Raw genomic sequence first — 21,610 nt, forward strand, 5'->3', positions numbered from 1 at the left:
CCTTTACGCTTCATTCAAGCGCTGCTCGGCTTTGCGCTCCAATCGACGGTACACAGCCAGCCCCAAAATCAACGAGATGAACAACGTCAGCAAGGCAAAGACCGCACTGTGCTGGTTGGCATACCATATCGCCATCTTATACCAAGGTAGCTGACCTGAAGGGAATTGTGGTGCAACATTGAAACTTGTTGCGCCGTTTTCGTCAGTAATCACGGTGGCATCACCACGAATCGCTGCGTTGATGCTCGGCACTTTAAGATCGTGCTCGATCTTCATAAGCTGTTCATCAGACGTCGCAGTGGCAACAATCACCGTACGTTTCTCACTCCAAGGCGATTCAAAACTGATAAAACCGCGCCACACCTCATTTGAAGAGAAGTATCGCTCAGCCTCGAGTGCAGTAAGTCCCCAGTGCCCTTGAAGCCACGTCAATAACTTTGCACTCCAAGATTGAGGATGAACATGCAACGTGTTGTCGCGCTCGTGAAACGGCGTATTGGTCATTAACAACCGATTAAAACGGGTTTCCGCCATCGAGCTAACCGCTAGGATATCTTTGCCTTCAAGCACCGAGTTATTGGTGGGAGCACCAAGCAGCACTTGGTTACGAAAAATAGCGGTTCCGGTTGCCGCCCCGGAACGAGCATTCAGGCTAAATAGCGTTTGCAACTGCGCGGCAGTTGGCTCACTTGGCAACCACAACAAGGTCTGTGAGTAATCCGCTAAGCGTGAAAATGGGAAAGACGCACCTACAAAAAACGACAAATTAGGCAGCAAGGAGAAGTGCTGAGTCTCACTCAAATCAATGGTTGATGAGTTTTGAATTCGGCTGCGAATATTGCTATCCAACGCGGTGCCACAAGGTGCATCGGCTTGCGGTTTAACGTTAAAATACAGGGATAATTGGTTATCCCCATAAATCATGTAAGGTTGAATCGGAAGTTGGGCGGTTTCTTGACGGGCATCGCCACCGAGACGTCGCCAAAGTTGCTCCAGTACTCCACGTTTATTGACCGGAAGGTCGTCCAGAAACTGCCCGTTAAAGACCACATTCAAGAAAGATTGTTCAGGGTCAATCCATGAGTCAGCAGGAAAACGGTAATCGATGTTTAAAGGAATGGTTTCCCCGTCCCACAGGAATAGATCGGGCGCAGCTCGAAATGAGAAATCAAGCGAATTATGCCAGATCCCCTTGGCTACCATATTTTCGCCCTGAGAACTTAACTCACTAAGCGGCACGGGTGCAGAAGTCGAAATCCAACGCGGCGCATCATAAGGCGCACTTTGAGCGATCGTTTGATGTTCAACGGTATATTGAACCGTTTGCATCGCAAAATTTTGACGAGTTAAACGGTGCACTGCGCTGCGTATTCCCACATCGTCATCGGCGACAACCAGCAGCAACTTGTACAGCGGGTCCATCGGGTTGGGCACCACTTGCAACAGAGGTTTGTCCGTTTGAGGTAAGGTTAAACGCCCAATTTTCTCGCCCGGCATACCAAACACAATTGCATTGCTCATCGGCAATTGCCCTTTTGACACATCAAACGAAACCCCACGATAACTCGCTTGCACGCCAAACCATGACGACAACGCTGCCGCGGCACTCACTTGTGAGGGCGTAACCTTATCAGCGAAAACAAAACGAATTGGGGTATCGAGCATATCTTGCACATCCCAAAACGGCTTAGGGAAATAGTGTAAATCCGCTGCGATATCCAACTGCTGCGCATTCAACTGTAACTTCGAGCTTGATAGGATTTCGATTTGCTGTGACTGACTGCCTTCGTCTTGATAACACAAACTCTGATCATCGCTGGCTAAGCTAAAGCTAACCGTATTGCGAGAGCTGACTAAAAGCGCAGGCACATTTAACTGATAGCTGGTTTTCTGTTCATTGACGGATGAGAGTGGGATGGCACCAATCACCTGCCCGTTAACGCGAATACGCAATGCCATATCGCTGCCCAGCAATGAATCGGAAGCTCGCAGATCCAAAGTCATTTGTGCTTGGGTAACAAGTTGATCAATCGGTAAACTAAACCCAACACCAGCATCCATTTGCCCGCCACGAAACACTATCCCTTGCGTAAGGCCCATGTCGGCTAAAGTCATCGTATTATGATAGTGCGGTGTTGCCGTTAAATCTTCATCGGCGGCAAAGACGGGCCCACAGAACCACACAGAAATCGCCATCACAGTTACGGTTAGTAATCGCTTTAACATTATGCTTGCTCTCCGCTCACTCGTTTGGCTTTCTCTAGGCTTCGCTTTTGACTAATACGACGCGCTTTTAGCGACTTAACCACCACTTCCCATATACAAGATGCAATCATAGCCAATGAACGTAGCGGACGATCTTTCTCTCTCGGTGGACGCACCCAGGCATCCGCACGAGACAGGACAATTCTCACCAACTCACGGCGGTGAGATAACGACACGTCACTGAATTTAAGGCGATACCCTTGTTCACCGACACCAATCTGCTCGACGGGAATAGCTATCGCGCCGGAATGAAGTTGTAACTCTATCGCTTCTACCGCGTCATCATGCTGCTGAGCAGGCAAAGCAACCAAGCAACCGCCCATCGACAGATCAACCGTGTGAGTGCGAGACAATACACCGCTGGCATAGTGAATCACCGCAGGAATTTTTACGTCTAAACGAATGGTTTTGCGCACCTGACGTGTTTCTCGACCAGCGGCAATCGCGGCTAAAAGGAAAAATAAGCCATAGGAAGCCCAACCAATATTGAGCGCAACAACCATAGGATCGGCCATAAACGAAGAATGGCCGAGTGCACGATAAACGCCCCAGCCAATCGCGACTGTAAGCAGCCCTGCTGTCAGCATATGCGGCTTCACGATATTGGCATCAAAGTAAGTCTTATCTAGCAACGCGCCTTTATCGGTCACGTTAAACTTGCCGCGCTTTGGGAAAATCATGGTAATAATGGTTGGCAGCGCAAGATGAAACGCCAATGCCATGTCGTAAATATCGCCCCAAAAGCTGTATCGAGAACGTCCATTTAATCGCGAGGAGACAAACATCGACATCACAAAGTGAGGCAACGCATAGGAAAAGATCAAGCTCGCTGAAGAGTGAATAATATTGAGGTTAAACAGCAAAAACGCCAACGGCGCAGTCAAAAACACGATTCTCGGTAACGGGAATAAGAAATAGAGCATCGCACTCAAATAACAAAGGCGCTGCTGAAACTTTAATCCTTTACCAAGCAGCGGGTTATCCAAACGGAATATCTGTACCATGCCTCTCGCCCAGCGGTTACGCTGAATCACATGGAGCGCAAGACGCTCTGTCGCCAATCCACCAGCAAGCGGTATGGGTAGATACGCGGTGTTCCAGCCCAAGCGCTGCATTTTCAACGCGGTGTGCGCATCTTCGGTGACGGTTTCAACAGCGACACCACCAATTTGCTCAAGGGCGCTACGACGTAAAACAGCACAGGAACCACAGAAGAAAGTGGCATTCCACATGTCGTTGCCTTGCTGAATCGGCCCATAAAATAACTCCCCCTCATTGGGGATATCATTTTTCCCGTAAAGGTTGCGTTCAAAAGGATCCGGCGAATAGAAATGATGCGGAGTTTGCAATAACGCAAGATTAGGATCTTTTAAGAAAGCACCAACGGTTGACTGCAAGAAGACTCGTGTCGCTACGTGGTCACAGTCAAAAATGCAGATAAGATCGCCCTTGGTCTGTTTAAGCGCATGGTTCAAGTTCCCTGCTTTTGCATGGGAGTTATCCGAGCGCGTAATATAACCGACGCCCGCTTTCGCAGCGAACATCGCAAATTCTTTACGTTTACCATCATCCAGAACATAGACTTTGATCTTGTCTTTCGGGTATTCAATACACTGCGCCGCAAGTACGGTATCTCTCACCACATCAATCGATTCATTGTAGGTAGGAATATAGACATCAACGGTTGGCCAAAGTGATGTGTCTTTCGGCAGCGGAACAATCGGACGGTTTAAAGGAAAAGTGGTCTGGATATAACCAAGAATCAACATTACCCAAGAGTAGAGTTCGGCCACAAATAAACCGATGCCCAGGATAGCTTCGATCATCGAATCGAAGTGTAAGGTTTGATCAGCACGAAAATACAGGTAGCGTGTCGAGGTCAGAATGGAGAATAGCACCATCACCACGGATATATCTCGACGCTTACTGAAGTTTAATAAAAACAGGACTGCCAAGCTGACAATCGCAAAGACAAATTGCTTGTCACTGTCCATTGGTGTGACAACGACCATCGCTGCCAATGGGGCCATCAAGATGACCAACAAATATAAAGGAAGCTTATTCATTTCAATTCTTTGAGCAATGGAAGTTACGCGAGATGAGAAGCTGGTGGGGAGAACATGGAACCATCGGTGGTCACCAACCCGAGCTTTTCTGCCAGTTTCTTACTGATCACTTCGATATCGAACCCAGCGACTGAAGCGTGATTCGTCTCCATGATCGAATGCTGAGCAGCATTGGCTTCAGCGACACTCTCATCACGGTGGATAATACCAAGCAACCTGTCATTCAATCGTTGAGTCATAAACCCTTCAACATCTTTGCTGATTTTACGGCGATAATCGGCTTGGTTAAGCACAACAAAGGATTCTGGCTGACGTTCATGCGCGGCGATGTCATCGAAAAGGGTTTCAACCATAGGCAAAAGTGACAATGACGCCGTATCAGCAAGAAGCGGCGTGAGCACAACATCGGATACTGAAAGCGCAGCATGGAGAATAGTCGGTTGTCCAGCAGGTAGATCAGCAATAACAATCACGTCGGGCTGAGAAAGCAACGCTTGAAATCCGCGAACCACCGACAAAGGCTCACGCGCAAGGTGACTTTCAAATGCAAGACGTTGCTTGAGATTTGGGGCGCCATAAGGCAATACAAATACATTATTGCGCGTGGAAACCAGCTGTTTGCTCCAGATAGCCGACTCTGGCGCTGAAGCCGCAAAGCCTGATTGATCCGCGAGTGAAATACCAAAATGTAAGCGCAATGCATTTTGTGGGTCAAAATCCACTACGACCGTTTTCAGCCCCAAAGAGGAAAGCGAATAGCCTAAGTTTGCAGCGAGCGTAGTCTTACCAACCCCACCTTTGGGTGAATAAATAGAGATAAACGGCATTAATTGCTCCCTACTAGCGCAGCAGCAGGCAACACCGCACTTTCACGCTCCGTGACTAATCCCGTAGAGTGAAGTAAGCGTTCAAGTGACTGCTTCGACGAAACTTCAGATACTGAATCAAAAATAGGCGCTTCTGATCTTTCTGCAAGTTTAGACACATCGTTATGTAATACAGAAGTTACTTCCAAATCCGCTTCAAAGTCGTTCAATTTATCAAAACGAGATACCGCTTGGCTTTGCTGAGCAAAATGCTCGGTAAGCTGATTAAAAATTTTGTAACCACTGTGATTTAATTCGTGGCCAATAGACGTATCAAACTGTTGAAAATCAATATTTTTTTGTTGTATTTGTTGCTTAAAACGCTCTAAATCATCATAGATATCCATGCTACTTCCGCCAAGCATTGGTGATATTTTTATATAATAAATTAATTAAATTTTGGGAGCAATATCCCATACCTATTTTTAGGACATGGCGTTTAAATAATCAAAAAACGCCTTGTCAAATTAATAGCGCGGTAGTATGTCAATATTCTGTCAAATTAGCAACATAAGTGACAGGGTTATTTTTATATAAAACTAACTAATATTGATCAAATTTATGGTATCTAAGCATTATTTAGCACTTAACCTTTAGATTGATAACAGTATTCCATAAACATAGCGATGATGAATACGTTACCCTCAATGCCTACTACCTCCATCTCAACGTCGGAAAGCACTCAATACAAAAACATAAAATTGGACAGAAAACCAAACAACCCGCTTAAATAAGCGGGTTGTTTGGTTAGGCACATTTTTTGTGTGGCGGGCCGAGTTGCCTGTAGACGTATCATTTTATATATCGCGAGTCATCTCCCAACACTTGCGCGATAAATATTGCTTTTTTGTCACGATACTCATCATGCTCCATACATTCACATCCGCGCTTTAGATCATTGTAGCGCTCAACTAAACGAGGCGTTGCTATGAGCTTATCTCTAAACTCGATATAACATTCAGATTCAGACCCGTTTGCCACTACCTGCAGCGCCACGTCATTCACGAGCTGGGACTCAAGCATACATAGCTCCGACGTTCTTAAGGTATCTCGCTTCTCTTGGAAACCCAGCTTTTGTAGTGTCCGAACGCTCACTTCAACATATGCAGGGTCAACACCGACAAAAATATCGAGATCGCCTTTTGATAGTGCGCCAGGAACAGAAGATGCGCCGATATGTTCGACGCGAGCATCGGGCAATAGGCGTTTGATTTCCAATGTATACTGTTCATACAATTGAAGGCATCGAGGTTGATATTGCTCTGATCGAAAAAATTTCATCTTCACTCTGTAAAGTAGTAAGTTATTAATTCAAAAAATACCGTGGCAGCGACTGGCTTGCTCAATTAGAGCCCTTGCCATTCAGTAGAAAGTACGGACATTAATACCTTATCGACAAACTCACCAATGTCTTGGATCGTACAGAAGTACAAGTGGCTAAGAAATTGTCAAGTAAACGCTCAGTGGAGTATGAGGCATAGCTTGGCGGGCGTTTCCGTTCCATTAGAATTCAAACACCGTCTAGAGCTTGTGAAATCCGTAAAAAAATCCGACAAACAGCCGCCTATCGGATTTTTTCACTATAGGTTTTAGTTCAATCGAGGTTGAACTAAGTTAAATTGATTAGGTGTATTGTTGTCTAGCATTGATAAGAAGTCTTCAAATACTTTATTATCGCCTGATGTTTTAACCGTACCCGCTTTTTGTGCATCTGGTACGCTAGCTTTACCACCTAAGATAGAGAATAGTGTCACGTTGTCTGTAGCTACCGTCCCTTTAGCATCTTTCGGTTGATAATCTTTCGCAACGTTCATTACACCATCTTCAACTTCAACACCAAACTTCTCACCGTTCAAATCGAAGATGAAGGCTAAACGACCGTAATCAACGGATTTTTGAGGTACAACTTTGGTACCAAGCATATCCATGACTAATTTTGATGGTAATGCTTTCAATACATCTGGCCCAGCACTATTTACCGGTTGTGGTAGAAGTTCATCCGTACGTAGTTCTAAGGCAGCAGTTAAATACCAGTTACGCTTCAGAGAAGATTCAGCTTGGTAGCCCAACTGTTCAAAAGCATCAGCCATCAAGTAGTTCGCTTCTTTATTATTTTTATTGTACGAAACAATGTTATTGAGCAATTGCACCGTGAAAGCATAATCGCCTTTTTCAAAGTAGCTCAAAGCTTTTTTAACAATCACATCTTCGCCCCCGAAAGATTCGACGTAACGTTGACCGGTTTCCGCATACGTATGTTTAGCAATACTCACTGGATTAGCATCGTACCAACCTAAACTATTGACGTAAGTTGCAATAACGTTGTTTTTGAAGTTACCGTAGTATTCACGGTTATCCCATTGCTTCATGATCTTGTCTGATATCTCTATTTTCTGTGCTATTTCGTCAGGACGGTAACCATAGTTAGCTAAGCGATTGGTTTGGTCATTGATCCCTTTGTAAAGATCACGTTGGCCTTTCAAGTAATTGACGACTTTGTCACGTCCCCATGTTGGCCATGTGTGAGGGCCAAAAATAACTTGTACATCGTCTTGCCAGCGTATAATGGCTTCATGAATATATTTCGCCCATAAGCTTGCATCTCGAGTTTTGGTACCACGCATAGAGTAGAGATTGTGTTGTAAGTGATTCACGTCTTCTGCCATAGAAATCGCTCCCCACTCTGGGATGTCAAACACCATTTCTGATGGTGCTTCGCTGCCAGGAACTAAATAAAAATCAAAGTTAACACCGTCAATATTCACAATTTGGTTGTCATGCGTGATTTCTTTGACATGCTTAGGCAAACCATTATCCCCATTAGGTGTCAATGGGCCTAATGCTGCGGTAACAAAGCCTTTCTCATTTTTAGGCAATACGAAACCATATTGGTAAATAGCACGACGGCTCATAATGTTACCGTACAGCACCATTTCACCAACACTGTGTTCCATAAAGCCTTCTGGTACGTAGATTGGTACTTTACCTGATTCAAAATCTTGTTCAGACGCTAAACCTAGTTCCACAATGCCAGTGATACCGCCGTAGTGGTCAGTATGAGAATGGGAAATAATAATCCCTTTTAGCGGGCGTTTGCCGCGATGTTGCTCATATAGTTTATAAGCAACTTTTAGTGTTTCTGGCGAGTATTCAATATCATATAATACGATACCGTTTTGGGTCTCAATGATAGTCAAGTTAGTTAGATCATTACCACGAACCTGATAGATTTTGTCAGGTAACACTTCGTACAACCCACCGCGGTTTACTAATTGAGCATGACGCCACAAACTTGGATTAACCGTATCAGGGGCTTTTTTATCTTGCATAAACTGCATTGCTGGTACGTCTGCGATGTCTTTGATATACCCATCATCAGGCAACGGAGCAATAAAACCACGATCGGCTTCTTGGAACGCTTGCTTATTGTCAAAATCTAACTGACTGTATACCGCATCATTAGATTGTTTGGTGTAGGTCGTCGCATCTTTCGGCATCGCGTTAAATTGATATGGCGTTGCTGCCCATAGCGCAGATGACACGAACATAGCCAAAGATGAAATTAATAACACACGTTTTTTGTTCGAAGTAACCGTCATTGTATAAACTCCTGGTTAGTTTTGCAGAAATAAAATACTAAGAGAGAAATATAACGTTCCGTTAGTAACACGTACCGCATTAGGTTTGGAACCAACACCATTCGACTAACAAATTTATCCCTCGTTAATACAAGGGTTGCACGTCCTGAATGCCACATACTCTTCTAATGTCAGCTTTAATCCTCATGCTCGTCCTTATCGGATTTAATTAATATGTGTCTCTTTTTTTTAAGTATGCATTGATGCCAAAAATAATTAAAAACATCAGTTGCATTTACCCAATAATAGTTATTAATTTCCGTCTACTTGGTTCAAATAATGTCTTTTCTCAACTACGCAACAAGGAATGTAATTTTTAATTGATATCAAAATCGATAATTCTCAGGCATTACAGAAAATGGTCATACATTGAGATAAACTAGTATTATGTTGTCGAGAACATTCACCCCAAGCTTCAAGGGAACACTATAACAAAATCATAATTCCTCCGAGAAAAGCATGTCATCGTATCTAGTTAGAAAACACACAGTTATACCTTTACTAATGCTCACATTCAGGGCTTAGATGCTCGTACAATCGGAGCAGTCACTTGTGGCATTATTGAGTCTTTATATTTAGTCGGAGAAATAAATCTAGTTTATCTATGCGATCAAACTAATACCAAAAAAATTCAGAAAATATCCGGCATTAAATCGGTTCAACTACATTTTTATGAGAGTGAGCATAAAGCCTGTATTTATTGGCATCTGAACTGTAATGTTAACTTAACAAACAAATGGTTTAGGAATGAAATTGCAGCATTATTTCCGAATAAAATCTAATCATTACTGTAGTCGAAATATAATAGCTTTTATAAAACCTGGTTATTATGTTCGTTCTTTGGGATAAGACTCTTAGCTTGATTGTTCGTATTAATGGTACATACTAGGCAGTTTAGCGTTACATAACCATTCGTTCCTCTCTAACCATAATCTTTAATTATAAAACTGCCTTAACTTCCTTAGCTGGTACCAAAAGAAACAACAGCGACGAACTGATGAGTAAAAAACCACAGGCTATCCAATTAACTACTATTCCGTATTGTTCAGATACATAACCTAAGAATAATGACGCTACGACTGAGCCGATTGTTACCATAGATGAACTGATAGATAACATAGTCGAGCGTCGCTCTTCATCCGTATTATCATTTAGTAACACCATTTCGGAATTATTCCCTGCAGTAAAAAGAAAGAAGAAAATTAAATAACAAATTATAAATGAATAAACAGTGTCAGATAGTGCAAGAAAAATGAAAAACACACCAGATAGAGAACGAGTAACAAACAGCAACTCTCGGTGCGAATTTTTAAATAAGCGAAGTAGTGGTACTGATAAAAGAGATGAAGTTCCAGCCATTAAAAAGTATAAAGCTGAAATAAAACCAAAAATTATAACACCGTATGCCTTATTGTTTATTACTTCAGAAAGGTATGGTTGCCAGTAAGCTTCTACGCTACTTAGTACAAAGCCGAACACTAGTGTTGTCTGCATTATTCTTTTCAAAATAATATGAGAAAATGACACACGGATCGCTTTAAGACTATGGTGAATTAATTGTTTAAATTGTAATTTTGATGGGTTATATCGTTCAACTTTTTCCTCAGAAATTAATACAAAGGAAATGAAGAATAAAGACAAATTTGCTATACACATAAGAATGAGATTTAGATCATAAATACTGTTAAGGTTTATCGAGAGACTTACGACATAATCTGGTAGCCACCCTCCAACAAGAGAACCAATAGCCAAACCTATTGTGACCATCACATTAACTATTGAAATTGCTTTGTGGTAAGTCAACTCCCCCCTGATTGTATGAAAAGTGTCATAGAACCACGCATCCAAGGTTCCTGAATAAATTGCCCGTGAAGTTCCTAGAAAAAATGCAGCGGTTATAATCAATAAAAAAGAGTCTGAAGCAAAGTATAGGGTCAAACAACCAATTACATTCACAACTAATGATAATAAGTATATGTTTCTTCTGCCATATTTGTCAGCTATTCCACCTAAAGGAATTTCTAGTGCAGCGGTACTCCCAACCCATACAGCCATTACAACTCCGATGTCTTGAAAGTTTAACCCACGCGATTGAAATATTAGGACTAATACAGGAATAGCAATTCCAATAATTGACCAATGAAGACCTTGATGTACACAGTATCTTTTCAGTAATGCTTTCTTATTCAAAAAACAGTCCTTCCCTGCCAATTAAACCCCGCTCACAATTAGTGGTGACTTGTGAGCGATTTCATTTTCCTTTCGCACTACTATGTAGCATTGTGATACCAACTATCAATTATTTATATTTTCGTATCGCTTTATGATACTTTGATGTTCATATTTTGTTAGAAAGGAATGAGAATGGAAGATCGTTTGACTACAGAAGTGTGTAAGTTATTAAAGAATGAACTTAAGCGTTGTGGAGTGTCATACAAAGAATTGGCAAAAGAGCTTGGTATATCAGAGGTAAGTGTAAAGCGTCTTCTCAACCAAACTCAATCAATGTCTTTTCAACGATTAGCCTTAATTGCATCACTTATAGAATGTCCACTATCAAAACTGATCTCAAAGGCAGAAGAAATCATTCATACTCTTCCTCTATTTAGCAAAGCTCAAGATTTAGCCTTTGTTGATAACCCTGCGTTGTTCACTTTTTGGAGTGAACTCGCGGTCAAACGCCTTAGTGTCACTGATATAGTTACACAGTACAATCTGAATCAAGTTTCCACATATCGTTATCTAAGGTTGTTGGAGTCAGCTAATCTCATTGAGTTAGGAGTAAACAATCAAATTAAGCTGTTGCTCCCTGGTCACACTGCTTTTGATAAAGGAGCTCGTTTTCCATCTTACTTTACTCAGAAAAGGCTTGAGTCTCTGCAGGATCGAGTATTGCGTGTAACTTCAGAAGATAGTGAAGCTTTTCTAATATCACTCAAAGCAGAATTAACGGTCAAAGAATTTCAAGAACTTAATGCGAAACTTGTAGATTGGATGTTTACAATGTTAAAGCAAACAATGTCCGTATCAGAAAGAATAGAAAAAGATCGAAACGAATATACGTTTGGCTTGATGGCTGCCAAAGGTTCATTTGGTAGTGAACTCCCTCCACTGAACAACTTTCCAGACTAGAAAGTTAACGGGGTTGATAACTCACAAAATGCGCATTACAAAAGCCCACCGATTCATTGATTGATAAATACAGCTCGTTGGATAATCGATATATGCAGTGGATTATCAAACTTGGACACCTCGTTGGATCAAATCTGTATTGACCATGACCAGTGCAGCCACGCCTCTGGACAAAACTGCTATGAACCATTGGCGTTAATGCCATTCATTAAGATAAGAGCATGTATAGTGAAATCTTAAACATGTGTTAGCACGTAGACTATCGCTGCTTCATAAATGCAACGGCTAGCCCTGAAGAAACGAATGTCATACCTGCCCCAATATTTAACCCTGACGCTAGCTTGGGCTTGTTTCTGAACCAGCCAGATAATTGAGACGAGAACACACCCATTAAACTGAATCCAACGGCTGTTAATACTGCGAACCAAACGCCATAACCGATCATTTGAGTTGTGACCGAGCCTAAGCTTGGATTTACAAATTGAGGGATAAAAGCAAGAACAAACATACCAGGCTTCGGGTTCAGCGCAGCGGATAGAAAACCCGTTGAGAAGATAACTTTCAGAGACTGTTTTTTCGTGGGTTCTAATGAGAACAGATTTCTCGAACGAAGCACCTTCACACCTAACCAAATTAAGTAAGCCGCACCTGCCAGTTTTACAGCGTAAAACGCGACTTCCGAAGTTTGAATTAAGAGAGTCAGACCAAAGGTCGCTGCAACAACATGAAATAAGATGCCTGCCCCAGAGGACATGCCAGACACCACAGCAGCCAACCGTCCTTGACTTAAACCGCGGCCTATCGCGAGCAAGTTATCAGGCCCCGGCGAGAGAACCAGTAATACACATGCCAATGTGTAAGTAACAAATACTTCTAATGGAAACATAAAACCGCCTTGTTATATTGTGAGTGCCACAACCCGCTCAAGTACTAAAAAACGCGACCACTCGACATAACCCCTAAAATGAGTTCAAACCAAAATTGCCAAGCCTTGCGAAAACGGTCTTGGACGTTTCGCATCCACTCTATTCACTACTAGACATTGACCTTATATGTCAGATCGTTAACGTCATCTCCAGTCATGCCACGAAAACCCCAACAGTGCGGCGCTTGCTCTTTGATGGTGATTTCGATGTCTACTGGAGAGATGCCTAATCGAGATTCGATATTGGCAAAAAGTGCCTTTATAAGCGCTTTTTTCGTTTCAGCTTTTCGCCCTTCCATCATATTGATTTCAATAACGGTATAAGCATCCGTACGACCCTCCGGATAATAGAAGTCAGATTTATCAAGAGGCACAATTCTATGAGCGCGCTTACTCTCGGGCAAACTCAACACTTGTGTCATAGATGCCTGAATGACATCTGACAATTGAGCTTTTATTGGGTTCAAATACTCTTTAATTCCATATATTACGACCACTATTCCTCCTTAGAACACATACCTAGTTAAGGTGTAAGGCGAGCAATGAGAATAGGCCGCCTCCTCGCACGTTATTAGATAGTAACGTTAAGTTCTACCATCCACTGTTTCTTTATTGTAAAACCTTGCGATTGATAAAATTCAATGGCATTACTCTTTTGAATTAGGCATCAAGGCTTAAATTTGAATACCGTTGTTGAGCAAAAGTCGACAACGGAAATGGTACAACGAGGAAACTGTTTACAGGTAGGTGCGTTCACCTTGACGAGCAATATGACGTGAGCGTTGAATATCATCTTAAATAGAGGGAAGTAAAGCGGAACAGCGATTCTGGCTATCTCAAGATTTCTGATAATCGTACGTTTGTGTTCTTTGGTTAAAAAAGAGATGCGCTTTTCAGTTAAATAGCCCTTTTGCTGAAGCGAAGAAGGGAAGTTGACGCGAGTATAGTAGACGCTAGAAGGATGTTTAAACAGGTACATAGGTATCACCTTTATGTATCAGTGACTTTAGTACCGTGGAAAAGAAAAAAGCTGTTGAAATATCAACAGCTTAGTTCATGAAAATGGCGGAGAGATAGGGATTTGAACCCTAGATACGCTATTAACGTATGCCGGTTTTCAAGACCGGTGCTTTCAACCACTCAGCCATCTCTCCTTTGCGGACATAATGATAGAGAGAGCCCTCTACCTTGTAAAGCACAAAATGGGCTTTGGGCGTTTAAGTGGTGATTAACTAAACAGTGGGTTTCAAACACAAATTTCGATAAATCACCTAAATTTTTTGCGTAATACCTCTAATTTTGAAAACTCTAATAAAATAATGTTTTATTAGCAACCACATGAAAAATATAAGAATTATAGGTTTCAGATAACGCATGTACGCCCGAAAAACATTGCACATAACTGTGAACTGCTTCAAAATTAATGCATTACCTATCTGGGTTAAAACTATTTTCTGAGGTTTGTATGAAAGTTGCGGATCTTTTTAAACATCGTAATGAGTCTAACTCTCGTCATCAATCCGAGCTTATGCAGTGGATGTCTCCTGCTATGCGCCAATATTGGGACGAGTTCCTAAATAAGGCGAATCGACGCGAATTGTTTGACAAATTGCGTGGATTCCAGCTTCCGGCAGTTAATGAAGATACCGTGACGCCGGCAGCAGAGAAGCCGATTGAGCTAAAGCCCGAAGCTCAAGCTGTATATGATGAACTTCAAACCCAATTGGGTGAAGTCATTCATACTGGTGACTGGATGATGGTTGATCAACAACGTATCAACCAATTTGGTGAAGTCACTGAAGATATGCAATGGATCCACACTGATCCTGAGCGCGCAGAGCAAAATTCTCCGTTTAAAACCACCATTGCACATGGTTTTCTCACTTTAGCTTTGCTTCCTAAGTTGACTGACAGCGTCAATCCAGACAACTCATTGTTCCCAACCGCGAAAATGGTCGTGAATATTGGTTTGAATAAAGTGCGCTTTCCTTACCCAGTCAAGTCTGGTAGCCGAGTACGCGCTGTAAGCACATTGTCTAAAGTGACACCGATTAAAAAAGGTTTAGAAGTTGAACGTGAAATTCGTGTCGAAATCGAAGGTGTGCGTCGTCCGGGTGCTGTCGTCGTTTCTGTGATTCAATTGCACTTTTAAGTTTCTTGTTCTTCAAATATAAGAAAGAGAGCCTCATGTGCTCTCTTTTTTGTTATTGGCTATTTTTTCTTGGTGACGTAACCGTACTCTTCAATACGTTGCCTTGCTTGTTCCGAGTGCAAAAAGCTCAAAAAGCCTTGGCTTGATGTCGTCACTTTATTCTGTAAGTAGAGGATCAAGAAAGGACGAGCTAATTGATACTCTCCATTTCGAATGTTGTCGCTACTTGGCTCAACCCCTTCAAATCGCATCGCTTTTACTGAGCGGTCAACCGACCCCATAGAAATGAAGCCTATCGCTTGTTTATTATGATTGACGATGGTTTTCACCATGCTATTACTGTTCACTACTAAGTTGCTCGGATTAATGTCCGAGACTTCACGATCATTCACCACTTTGATAAGGCCTAACAGGCTTTCAAAGCTATAGCGAGATCCCGATGATGCCTCACGAGTGACCACAGCGATTTTTTGGTCAGGCCCACCTAGCTGTTTCCAGTTAGTAATTTTGCCTTTATAGATATTATAAAGTTGTTCTCGGGTGATATTTTCAATGGGATTCGCTTGGTTGACAACCACGGCCAAACCGTCATAGGCGAGATTGAAACTTTTCAGCTCCTGACTCTGCTCTGCTTCGGTCAGATAACGCGAACTCATACCAATGTCTGCGACCCCTTTTTTCACCAGAGTAATACCTGCGGTCGATCCTACCCCTTGCACCGCAATATAGTCTTCTGAATGCAAAGCGTTATAGTCTTCAGCGAGTATATCCATAACCCGCGCGACAGATGTTGAACCAGATACATTGATCTCTTGAGCGCTCGCATAGTGTGTCGACAGCGCCAACAAAACCACAGCGAGCCACGCCGTTTTTAACATACCAATCTCCAATATTGTTGATATCTATTACTGATTTTTATCGGTTGATGATATGTCGACGACGTTACAGTTTTGTGAAAACTTTCTAGTATTGGTGGGCTTAAAATGTATTGATAAAAAAAAGCCAGCCCATAGGCTGGCTTTTTATTCATAGATTATCAATTACTTAGCAGTTTCTTGCTCTGTATTTTCTGTCGGTTCGCTTTGTGCAGGCGCATCAGCAAACACTTGAGTAGGTTTGGCAAGTAAGCTTCGATTTTCTAAGCTCACGTCAGCAAGAACCACTTCAAGGGTATCACCTAAGCGATAGACCACTTGTTTGTCGATCAGTACCTGACCATTGTCCCCATCACACTCAATACGTTGCTTGTTATCCAGGATCATTGATCCCGGGATGAACGCCGCAGCACCGTTCTCAAGTAGACGAATTCGCATACCCGCACGATTGATATCGAAAATTTCGCCAGTAAAGCGTGTCTCTTTTGCCGGCTCTTGCTCTAGCGTTCGTGCATATAACCAATCCGCTACGTTGCGCTCAGCAATCTTATGGTGTTTACGATGCAAAGCAAGCTCTTCACCCACCGTTTCGTCTGCGGTTTGTACTGGCTCTTTACCCAATACGTGCGCTTTAAGTAGGCGATGGTTAATCATATCGCCGTATTTACGAATTGGTGATGTCCACGTTGCGTAGATGTCCAAGCCCATGGCGTAATGTGGCAAAGGTTGATTACCGATCTCGCTGTATGCTTGGAACTTACGAATGCGGTTATCAAGGTAAGTCGTATCTTGCTCACCCAACCAACGACGCAAATCGGCAAAGCCTTCTAATGTCGCGATGGATTCCGCATTAAAACGTTCTTCACCCTGTGGATTCACCAGCTCAACCACATCGTTGATCTTCTCTGGTTTAAAACCTGCGTGAGTGTTAAATACACCATGACCGAATGTGTTACGTAGGGTACGTCCCGCACAGATATTCGCGGTGATCATCGCCTCTTCAACTAAACGGTTCGCACTACGGCGCATATCTGCGTGAATCGCGACAACATCGTTATCTTCACTCAGTTCAAAGCGGTAGTCTGGTCGATCAGGGAAGACGACTGCATGCTTTTGACGCCAATCAGCGCGTGCAAGTGAGAAATCATAAAGATCACGAACAACCGTTTCAATTTGAGGAGAAGGTTGCCATTGCTCACTGCTACCGTTTTCTAAGAAATCAGAAACGTGGTCATAAACGAGGCGTGCATGAGATTGAATGTTCGCGGCAAAAAAGCGGATATCATCGTTAATAACGCCATCTTTTCCAACGGTTACAGTGCAACAAAGCGCAGGACGAACCTCTCCCTCGTGCAAGGAGCACAGTTCATCGGCCAAATCGCGCGGTAGCATAGGAATGTTACGCCCCGGCATGTAAATCGTAAACCCACGTTCACGAGCAACTTTATCCATCGCATCATCAGGCGTGATGTAAGCGGTAGGATCCGCAATGGCGATAGTGAGCTCAAAGTCGCCATTGTCATTCTTCTTGGCGTAAAGCGCATCGTCCATATCTTTGGTCGATTCACCATCAATCGTCACAAATGGCACATGAGTCATGTCGACACGCTCTAGAGATTCGTCGTCTTTAAGCGCCCAGTTATCAATGCCTTCTGGCTCTTTATTTGGCAGGTCGTTTTGTGCCAACGTCACCCACCATGGCGCGATCTTGTCGTCAGCATCAGTGATTTTTTGGCTGATCTCAACAAAAAAGCCGTTATCGCCTTTCAACGGATGACGAATCAAATGCGCAACAACCCAGTCACCCTCAGCAAAATCGTCGGTTTTCAACCCTTTCTTTACTTTGGCTTTTAGCGATTGCTTCTTCAGTTGCGGATGATCAGGTGCAACATTCAATTTGCCTTTAAACATCTTCACTCGACCAATGAAACGCTCAAGTGAAGGTTCAAGTAGCTCTTGCGGCTCAGCCACTTCACGTTCTTTCTCAGTACGAATGATCGCCATGACTTTATCGCCGTGGAGGCACTTTTTCATGTATGGCGGCGGAACAAAGAAACTGGTCTTACTATCCACTTCTAGAAAACCAAAACCTTTGTCTGTGGCTTTGATGGTGCCTTCTTTCTTGGGTAGGTTCTCTTGAATTTGCTGCTTTAACTGAGCAAGTAACGGGTTATCTTGAAACATCTTAACTTTTCTAATCAACACAATTGGGCACACTATAACATTGCAGTGTTGGATTACTACCCAAAAGCAACGATTAATCAGCCTTTGTGGTCAATGTCTAAAACAAGTTATTGATGCAAAAAGCACCATAAGTGGCGTCAATATGTACAGTTTTATAAAAATAAAGAAAAAATTGTGATGAAATTCAATTTTTCCTAGCTTTTTTTATGCTTTTAAGGAATAATCCGCCTCCCTTAGACGTCCCAAATAGCTTACAGCGATTTAACACTTATCCGCGACTGAACTGAACAGAAGCATACTCTGGATTGGTATTGGAATTGGTAGAGCTCATGGGACCTGTAATTTGAACTATGTAAGTAGGATCCCAATGCAAGATTCTGTAATCCAGTTTAGTGAATTAGCACTAAACGACTCTGTTTTATCTGCTCTAAACTCAATGGGCTTTGTATCTCCAACACCAATTCAAGCGGCTGCGATTCCTTTCCTTTTGGAAGGTCGCGATGCTCTGGGTAAAGCGCAAACAGGTACAGGTAAAACAGCTGCGTTCTCTCTGCCTCTTTTAAATAAGATCGAGCTTTCTCAACGCAAACCTCAAGCCATTATCATGGCGCCAACTCGCGAACTCGCTATCCAAGTTGCTGCTGAAATCAAAAACTTAGGCCAAAACATCAATGGTCTTAAAGTTCTTGAAATCTACGGTGGTGCTTCTATCGTTGACCAAATGCGTGCACTGAAAAATGGTGCGCACATTGTTGTTGGTACGCCTGGACGTGTAAAAGATTTGATTTCTCGTGAACGTCTACACTTGGATGAAACCCACACATTCGTACTGGATGAAGCCGACGAAATGTTAAAAATGGGCTTCGTTGATGACGTAACATGGATCATGGAGCAAGCCCCTGAAACGGCGCAACGTGTTCTATTCTCAGCAACCATGCCGCCAATGGTTAAAACCATTGTTGACCGCTTCCTACGTGACCCTGCTCGTGTGGACGTCGCTGGTCAAAACCACACCGTGGAAAAAGTAGAGCAACAGTTCTGGGTTGTGAAAGGCGTTGAAAAAGATGAAGCGATGGCTCGTCTTCTTGAAACCGAAGAAACGGATGCATCTATCGTATTCGTACGTACTCGCCAAGATACCGAGCGCCTTGCGGACTGGTTGTCTGCTCGCGGCTTTAAAGTTGCTGCACTGCACGGTGATATTCCACAGTCGCTACGTGAGCGTACAGTTGACCATATCAAACAAGGTGTGATCGATATTCTCGTTGCTACTGACGTGGTCGCTCGTGGTCTTGATGTGCCGCGTATCACTCACGTATTTAACTACGATATTCCGTTTGACGTTGAATCTTACATTCACCGTATCGGTCGTACTGGCCGTGCTGGACGTAAAGGTAAGGCGATCCTATTGGTTCGTACTAACCAAATTCGTATGCTTCGCACTATCGAGCGTGTAACCAAATCAAGCATGGAAGAAATTCAACTTCCACACCGTGATAAAGTGGCGGAGTCTCGTCTGGTTAAACTCGGTGCTGAACTAGAAGCAGAGAAAGAACACAAATCTCTAGAAAAATTTGAAGAACTTGTCGCCAAGCTTCAAGACTCTCTTGAACTTGATGCACCAACTCTGGCAGCAATTTTGCTAAAACGCCAACAAGGTAAGCGCCCGCTGTTCTATGTTGGCGAAGACCCAATGGTTGCAGCGATTGAACGTGATAAGCAACGTCGTAAAGAGCGTCGTGAAAATGGCGGACGTCGTGAGTTTAACAACCAAGAGTGGGATACTTACCAACTGCAGGTAGGTCGTGAGCAAGGCGTACAAGTTAAAGATATCGTTGGCGCACTTGCTAATGAGCTTGGCTTAACTAAAGGCTCTATCGGTGCAATCAAACTTGAGCGTGGCGAAACCTACGTACAGCTACCAAAAGCCATGTCTTCTAGCGTAGCGAGTAAACTGAGCAAGCTGCGTATTCGTCAGAAAGAAGCTGGTGCTGTCGTTGTTGACTTTAATGACTTCCGTGAGCCTCGTGGTCGTCGTGATGGTGGTGGCGGTCGTCGTGACAACCGTGGTAATAACGGCGGTAACCGTGACGGTAACTTCCGTGGCAAACGCCAAGGCAGCGGTAACGGTAATGGTGGCGAGCGTCGCTTCGATCGTAACCGTGGCGGTGATTCTCGTGGTAACTACCGTGGCGAACGTGGCCACAACCGTCGTCACGAAGATTAATCGACATTATCTTATTAAGAAAAACCCCGCTAATGCGGGGTTTTTTATTGCTTATAAAACCTGCACATGCTCACTGTGAATGTACTTTATTCGCCATGCTCTCACACGAATGCTGCGAGCGTATAAAGAGTATTAATAATCCTATCGCCGCCACCATCGGAATTAGGCAAGCCATGAGCGCCGCTTTGTAGCCAAAGTATTGAGATACGATCCCCATCATACTGGTTCCCGCCATCGTCCCTACCAGCATTGAATTGGTATAAAATGCCGAGACTTTGCCGACAATATTCGGCGCGTTGTCTTGCATCAAACTAATACCCAGTCCAACAAAGATCCCAAAAAAGGTACCATTTAGAATTTGCAGTAAAAATAGCCCTAATTGGCTGTCCACCACTTGTAAACCAATATAAAAACACAGCGCTAGGCCAAACCCGGCCATCAACACTTTCTCTTTTCCAAACGATTCAGACCAACGCGCGGCAAGCAACATGACCGGAATTTCAACAGCAGCTGTCATTCCAAGCAAGATTCCAGGGAACGCTTTCGGCCACGCCAATTGCTGAGTCAAATACAGCGGCATTGCATTGATATAAGCACTATTCGCCATATTGGCGCAAAAGGTCATAACTCCCAACAACCAGACCGAGGCTGGCACATCTTTTAGGTTGAGACCTTTACGAGCAACATGCTGGCTGATAACTGGTTTCGGCTCATGAATCGCGTAAATAGTAATCGAAAACACCACCGCAGCGACAGCTGCAGAGAGATAAAAGGTGCCTTGGAAACCAAAGCGATCAATGGCAAAAAAAGCGATCGGAGGACCAAGGATCCACAGCAAAGAAACCGATGATCGCATTTGTGAATTTAAACGCGTGCTGTTTTTTCCTGTCGATTCTGCATAACGGCGAATCATGCCCAATATAATTGGAATACTCGATGAGCCAAGCGACATCAAGCACACTCCCACCAGCAGCGCATGCCAAAACTGATTCGCCAATGAAAAGCCCGTTGCGGCCAAACACAACGCGCCTAATGCGATAAGCAAAAGACGTTTTGCGGACGCGCCGCGGTCAGTAAGCCCACCGAGCATTTGACTGATCACGATCGTCGCCATCGCGGTTAACGTTGTATAAACCCCGATAAGCCCAGGTTTGGCACCTAATCCATCTACCAAAAATAGGCTCATGATCGGCAGAATAAATGAGAACGATAACGCCGCTAAGCCGTTAATCAGAAAGTAAGCACCTGTTTGTCCTCGAAAAAATTGCAAGGCGTTAATA

General features: G+C 43.3%; 15 protein-coding genes and 1 tRNA gene. 3 read left to right on the forward strand and 13 right to left on the reverse strand.

Annotated elements, in window-relative coordinates:
* Positions 1-3: 3 nt before the first annotated feature.
* The 7 genes from bcsB to M1D72_RS05315 all read right to left on the reverse strand — a co-directional run bounded on the left by bcsB (position 4) and on the right by M1D72_RS05315 (position 11,025).
* Positions 4-2,226, reverse strand: coding sequence for a cellulose biosynthesis cyclic di-GMP-binding regulatory protein BcsB (gene bcsB, locus M1D72_RS05285; RefSeq protein ID WP_456294802.1), 2,223 nt, complete (start codon positions 2,224-2,226; stop codon positions 4-6).
* Positions 2,226-4,331, reverse strand: coding sequence for a UDP-forming cellulose synthase catalytic subunit (gene bcsA / locus M1D72_RS05290; RefSeq protein WP_456294803.1), 2,106 nt, complete (start codon positions 4,329-4,331; stop codon positions 2,226-2,228). The genes bcsB and bcsA overlap by 1 nt, the downstream gene beginning before the upstream one ends.
* A 23-nt stretch (positions 4,332-4,354) precedes the next feature.
* Positions 4,355-5,158 (reverse strand): cellulose biosynthesis protein BcsQ, encoded by an 804-nt coding sequence (gene bcsQ, locus M1D72_RS05295; RefSeq protein WP_456294804.1) that lies wholly within the window; start codon positions 5,156-5,158, stop codon positions 4,355-4,357.
* The gene (locus M1D72_RS05300) at positions 5,158-5,544 is read right to left on the reverse strand and encodes a hypothetical protein (RefSeq protein ID WP_456294805.1); all 387 of its coding nucleotides are present in this window, start codon (positions 5,542-5,544) and stop codon (positions 5,158-5,160) included. Before M1D72_RS05300 ends, bcsQ begins: the two co-directional genes overlap by 1 nt.
* Positions 5,545-5,989: 445 nt before the next feature.
* A complete protein-coding gene (locus M1D72_RS05305; RefSeq protein ID WP_456294806.1) occupies positions 5,990-6,478 on the reverse strand; it encodes a GrpB family protein in 489 nt (162 codons plus the stop codon).
* A gap of 308 nt (positions 6,479-6,786) precedes the next feature.
* A complete protein-coding gene (locus tag M1D72_RS05310; RefSeq protein ID WP_456294807.1) occupies positions 6,787-8,796 on the reverse strand; it encodes an alkyl/aryl-sulfatase in 2,010 nt (669 codons plus the stop codon).
* Between the two features lie 978 nt (positions 8,797-9,774).
* Positions 9,775-11,025, reverse strand: a complete 1,251-nt coding sequence (locus M1D72_RS05315; RefSeq protein WP_456294808.1) for an MFS transporter — start codon at positions 11,023-11,025, stop codon at positions 9,775-9,777.
* Positions 11,026-11,199: 174 nt separating this feature from the next.
* Between M1D72_RS05315 and M1D72_RS05320 the strand changes: the two genes are divergently transcribed.
* Complete coding sequence (locus M1D72_RS05320) at positions 11,200-11,967, forward strand: helix-turn-helix domain-containing protein (protein ID WP_456294809.1); 768 nt, start codon at positions 11,200-11,202, stop codon at positions 11,965-11,967.
* 259 nt (positions 11,968-12,226) lie between these two features.
* Here M1D72_RS05320 and M1D72_RS05325 read toward each other — a convergent pair whose 3' ends face one another.
* The 3 genes from M1D72_RS05325 to M1D72_RS05335 all read right to left on the reverse strand — a co-directional run bounded on the left by M1D72_RS05325 (position 12,227) and on the right by M1D72_RS05335 (position 14,046).
* Positions 12,227-12,853, reverse strand: coding sequence for a LysE family translocator (locus M1D72_RS05325; protein WP_456294810.1), 627 nt, complete (start codon positions 12,851-12,853; stop codon positions 12,227-12,229).
* 149 nt (positions 12,854-13,002) lie between these two features.
* The gene (locus M1D72_RS05330; RefSeq protein ID WP_390197652.1) at positions 13,003-13,389 is read right to left on the reverse strand and encodes a tautomerase family protein; all 387 of its coding nucleotides are present in this window, start codon (positions 13,387-13,389) and stop codon (positions 13,003-13,005) included.
* A gap of 566 nt (positions 13,390-13,955) precedes the next feature.
* Positions 13,956-14,046 (reverse strand) — tRNA-Ser (locus M1D72_RS05335).
* Between the two features lie 311 nt (positions 14,047-14,357).
* On the opposite strand from M1D72_RS05335, the gene M1D72_RS05340 reads away from it, so the two are divergent.
* Complete coding sequence (locus M1D72_RS05340) at positions 14,358-15,044, forward strand: MaoC family dehydratase (protein WP_390197648.1); 687 nt, start codon at positions 14,358-14,360, stop codon at positions 15,042-15,044.
* A gap of 59 nt (positions 15,045-15,103) precedes the next feature.
* Here M1D72_RS05340 and M1D72_RS05345 read toward each other — a convergent pair whose 3' ends face one another.
* Complete coding sequence (locus M1D72_RS05345; protein WP_390197645.1) at positions 15,104-15,922, reverse strand: phosphate ABC transporter substrate-binding protein; 819 nt, start codon at positions 15,920-15,922, stop codon at positions 15,104-15,106.
* A gap of 162 nt (positions 15,923-16,084) precedes the next feature.
* Positions 16,085-18,103: an exoribonuclease II gene (gene rnb / locus M1D72_RS05350; protein ID WP_456294811.1), complete on the reverse strand. Its 2,019-nt coding sequence runs from the start codon at positions 18,101-18,103 to the stop codon at positions 16,085-16,087.
* 367 nt (positions 18,104-18,470) lie between these two features.
* Here rnb and M1D72_RS05355 point away from each other — a divergent pair, with 367 nt between their 5' ends.
* Entirely contained in the window at positions 18,471-20,330 is a 1,860-nt protein-coding gene (locus M1D72_RS05355; protein ID WP_456294812.1) for a DEAD/DEAH box helicase, read from the forward strand.
* Positions 20,331-20,400: 70 nt separating this feature from the next.
* Here M1D72_RS05355 and M1D72_RS05360 read toward each other — a convergent pair whose 3' ends face one another.
* Entirely contained in the window at positions 20,401-21,600 is a 1,200-nt protein-coding gene (locus M1D72_RS05360) for a sugar efflux transporter (RefSeq protein ID WP_456294813.1), read from the reverse strand.
* Positions 21,601-21,610 lie beyond the last annotated feature (10 nt).

The sequence above is a fragment of the Vibrio sp. AK197 genome (genome assembly GCF_053903115.1).

What these genes read in the sequence shown, in the direction of transcription:
- M1D72_RS05345 (WP_390197645.1), bottom strand. Translation starts at nt 15,922, where the DNA reads ATGTTAAAAACGGCGTGGCTCGCTGTGGTTTTGTTGGCGCTGTCGACA.
- M1D72_RS05340 (WP_390197648.1), top strand. Translation starts at nt 14,358, where the DNA reads ATGAAAGTTGCGGATCTTTTTAAACATCGTAATGAGTCTAACTCTCGT.
- bcsA (WP_456294803.1), bottom strand. Translation starts at nt 4,331, where the DNA reads ATGAATAAGCTTCCTTTATATTTGTTGGTCATCTTGATGGCCCCATTG.
- M1D72_RS05300 (WP_456294805.1), bottom strand. Translation starts at nt 5,544, where the DNA reads ATGGATATCTATGATGATTTAGAGCGTTTTAAGCAACAAATACAACAA.
- M1D72_RS05305 (WP_456294806.1), bottom strand. Translation starts at nt 6,478, where the DNA reads ATGAAATTTTTTCGATCAGAGCAATATCAACCTCGATGCCTTCAATTG.
- M1D72_RS05325 (WP_456294810.1), bottom strand. Translation starts at nt 12,853, where the DNA reads ATGTTTCCATTAGAAGTATTTGTTACTTACACATTGGCATGTGTATTA.
- M1D72_RS05310 (WP_456294807.1), bottom strand. Translation starts at nt 8,796, where the DNA reads ATGACGGTTACTTCGAACAAAAAACGTGTGTTATTAATTTCATCTTTG.
- bcsQ (WP_456294804.1), bottom strand. Translation starts at nt 5,158, where the DNA reads ATGCCGTTTATCTCTATTTATTCACCCAAAGGTGGGGTTGGTAAGACT.
- M1D72_RS05320 (WP_456294809.1), top strand. Translation starts at nt 11,200, where the DNA reads ATGGAAGATCGTTTGACTACAGAAGTGTGTAAGTTATTAAAGAATGAA.
- M1D72_RS05355 (WP_456294812.1), top strand. Translation starts at nt 18,471, where the DNA reads ATGCAAGATTCTGTAATCCAGTTTAGTGAATTAGCACTAAACGACTCT.
- rnb (WP_456294811.1), bottom strand. Translation starts at nt 18,103, where the DNA reads ATGTTTCAAGATAACCCGTTACTTGCTCAGTTAAAGCAGCAAATTCAA.
- bcsB (WP_456294802.1), bottom strand. Translation starts at nt 2,226, where the DNA reads ATGTTAAAGCGATTACTAACCGTAACTGTGATGGCGATTTCTGTGTGG.